This window comes from Achromobacter sp. UBA5777 (genome assembly GCF_002418565.1).
Taxonomy (GTDB): domain Bacteria; phylum Pseudomonadota; class Gammaproteobacteria; order Burkholderiales; family Burkholderiaceae_B; genus Achromobacter; species Achromobacter animicus.
On record NZ_DIEJ01000137.1, the window covers coordinates 1 to 2928 of the forward strand.

The following is a 2928-nucleotide window of genomic DNA, read 5'->3' on the forward strand; positions in this document are numbered from 1 at the left end:
GGAAGAGCAATCGACCGGCATCGGGCAGGTGAACCAGGCCGTCTCGCAGATGGACACGGTGACGCAGCAGAACGCCGCCCTGGTCGAGGAAGCTGCGGCCGCCGCAGCCAGCATGCAGGAGCAGGCCACGCGTCTGGCGCAGGAGGTGCGCCGATTCAAGGTGGATGCAGGCGGCGGATCTGCGGTTCAGGCGCAGGCCCGGTTGCTGCCGGCCGAACGCGTGGCGGTGCGCAAGCCCGCGCCGGCAGCCCGTGCGGCGCAGGCCCGGCCCGCGCTGGCAAGCGCTTCGCAGGACGAGTGGTCGTCGTTCTGAAGCCCTGACGTGTTGTGTCGGACGGCCGGTGACCGGCCGTTCCCGTTCGCACTTGCGCGTGGGCAACGCCCCATTCTTTCGGCTACGGGTCAGGCTGGGATGGTAAGGTTGGCAACCTCCCACGCCGCCCCGTTCCCGTCCATGAGTCTGCCCGACCCCGTCCGCCGCGTCATCGCCCGAACACGCTGGGTGGCGCGCCGCAAGGTGCGTCAGATCAACCGTCTGTCGAGGAAGAGCGTGCAGCTTGGGCTGCTGCTGGGCGGCGCGGCAATGGTGGCGCTGATGTCGCTGGGCTTTACCTATCTGGCCGACAAGGCGCTGGCCTGGAACCGCCAGTGGGTCGCCTACAACGGCTGGCTGGCGTTGCTGGTCATGCCGTTCGGGCTGGCCGCTCTGCGCTGGCTCACGCTGCGTTTCGCGCCCAACGCTTCCGGCAGCGGCATTCCGCAAGTCATCGGCGCCTTGTCGCTGCCGCCGGGCCCCAGCCAAAACAGTCTGGTGTCGCTGGCTCAAAGTCTCTGGAAGATACCGCTGGCGTTCTTCGGCATGCTGTGCGGCGCGTCGATCGGGCGCGAGGGCCCTTCCGTGCAGGTGGGCGCGGCGCTGATGCTGGCGTGGGGCGATTTCTGGAAACGCCGCGGCTTGCAACTGCGCGGCTTTCACGCCAACGAGTTGATTGCAGCGGGCGCCGCCGGCGGCCTGGCGGCGGCGTTCAACGCGCCGCTGGCCGGCGTGATTTTCGCCATTGAGGAACTGGGGCGCGGCACCGTGCTGCGCTGGCAGCGGCTGGTGCTGATCGGCGTGCTGGCCGCCGGCTTCCTGGTGGTGGCGGTGGAAGGCAACAATCCTTATTTTGGTGTCTTCGCCGGCGCGCCGCTGTCGCAGAACATGGTGATGTGGATCGTCATCTGCGGCGCGCTCAATGGCGCGCTGGGCGGCATCTTCGCCCGCCTGCTGGGCAAGGGGCCGATCGGCGCGGCGCCGCAGTCCTGGCGCGCGTGGATCCGGACGCATCCGATCTGGACCGCGTTCATCATGGGGCTGGCCCTGGCGGTGATCGGGCTGTGCACCGCGGGCAGCGTGTACGGCACGGGCTACGCCGTGGCGGCCGACCTGCTCAACGGCAAGGACTCGGTGCCCGACGGCTTCGGCCTGGCCAAGCTGGCGGCCACCGTCGCGTCCTATTGGGCGGGCATTCCCGGCGGCATCTTCACGCCGGCGCTGACCACTGGCGCGGGCATCGGCCATCACATCTGGGAGCTGGCGGGCGAGGGCGTCGACCAGCGCGTGCTGGTGCTGCTGTCCATGGCGGCCTTTCTGGCGGCCGCTACCCAGGCGCCGTTGACGGCGAGCGTCGTGGTGATGGAAATGACGGGCAGCCAGCCGATGCTGTTCTGGTTGCTGGTCGGGTCGTTGCTCGCGTCGGGCGTGTCGCGCCAGTTCTGCCCGCAACCGTTCTACCATCTGGCGGCCGGCCGTTTCCGCCGTCAGGCCATCGTCGACGCGGGCCGCGCGGCCAAGGCCGGCGCGCACTGATCCCGGGCATGGCTGCCCGGTTCCGTGCATGCGCGCGCCGGTCCAATGTGAACGTCTACTGGACACTGTCCGTTCTGCGGACATCCGAGGAACGCACCAACTTGGCGCGAAACCGCTGCGTTAACATCGTCCGATCCCGAGTTCTTTCACTTCACTTCGAGCTTCCCATGACCGTGAATGCCTTTATCTGTGATGCGATTCGTACCCCCTTCGGCCGCTATGGCGGTGCGCTGGCTTCCGTGCGGCCCGACGATCTGGCTGCCGTAGCCATCAAGGCGCTGGCGGCGCGCAATCCTGGCGTGCGTTGGGAAGAACTCGACGACGCCATCATGGGTTGCGCCAACCAGGCAGGCGAAGACAACCGCAACGTGGCCCGCATGGCCACGCTGTTGGCCGGCCTGCCGGTCGAAGTGCCCGGCGCCACGGTCAACCGCTTGTGCGGTTCGGGTCTGGATGCCATCGGCACCGCCGCGCGCGCCATCCGCGCCGGAGAAGCCGGCCTGATGCTGGCCGGCGGCGTGGAAAGCATGAGCCGCGCCCCGTTCGTCATGGGTAAGGCCGACAGCGCCTTCTCGCGCAGCGCCGCCATTTATGACACCACCATCGGCTGGCGTTTCATCAACAAGCTGATGAAGGCGCAATACGGCGTGGACTCGATGCCCGAGACCGCCGAGAACGTCGCTGACGATTTCAACATCAGCCGCGCCGACCAGGATCTGTTCGCGCTGGCCAGCCAGGAAAAGACCGCGCGCGCCCAGAAGGAAGGTTTCTTCGACGCCGAGATCGTGCCCGTGTCGATCGCCCAGAAAAAGGGTGATCCGATCATCGTCTCCAAGGACGAGCACCCGCGTGAAACGTCGCTGGAATCGCTGGCCAAGCTCAAGGGCGTGGTCCGCGAAGGCGGCAGCGTCACGGCGGGCAACGCGTCGGGCGTTAACGACGGCGCCGCCGCGCTGCTGCTGGCCGATGAAAAGGCTGCCGCCCGCCACGGTCTGACCCCGCGTGCCCGCGTGGTCGGCATGGGGGGGGGCGCCCGGGCCGCGCCCCGCCCCCCCCCGCCGCGCCCGCCCCCCCCCCCC

Annotated in this window: 2 protein-coding genes and 1 pseudogene; all 3 read left to right on the forward strand. The window is 68.8% G+C overall.

What is annotated here, in order from left to right:
- Window positions 1–313: pseudogene (locus tag B3446_RS10745) on the forward strand (methyl-accepting chemotaxis protein); the annotation flags it as partial.
- A gap of 141 nt (window positions 314–454) precedes the next feature.
- The gene (locus tag B3446_RS10750; RefSeq protein WP_191575616.1) at window positions 455–1849 is read left to right on the forward strand and encodes a chloride channel protein; all 1395 of its coding nucleotides are present in this window, start codon (window positions 455–457) and stop codon (window positions 1847–1849) included.
- Between the two features lie 167 nt (window positions 1850–2016).
- A partial coding sequence (locus tag B3446_RS10755) for an acetyl-CoA C-acyltransferase (protein ID WP_291380833.1) occupies window positions 2017–2928 on the forward strand: 912 nt, incomplete at its 3' end.

Coding starts and splice junctions, on each gene's coding strand:
- B3446_RS10750 (WP_191575616.1), top strand. CDS start 455: ATGAGTCTGCCCGACCCCGTCCGCCGCGTCATCGCCCGAACACGCTGG.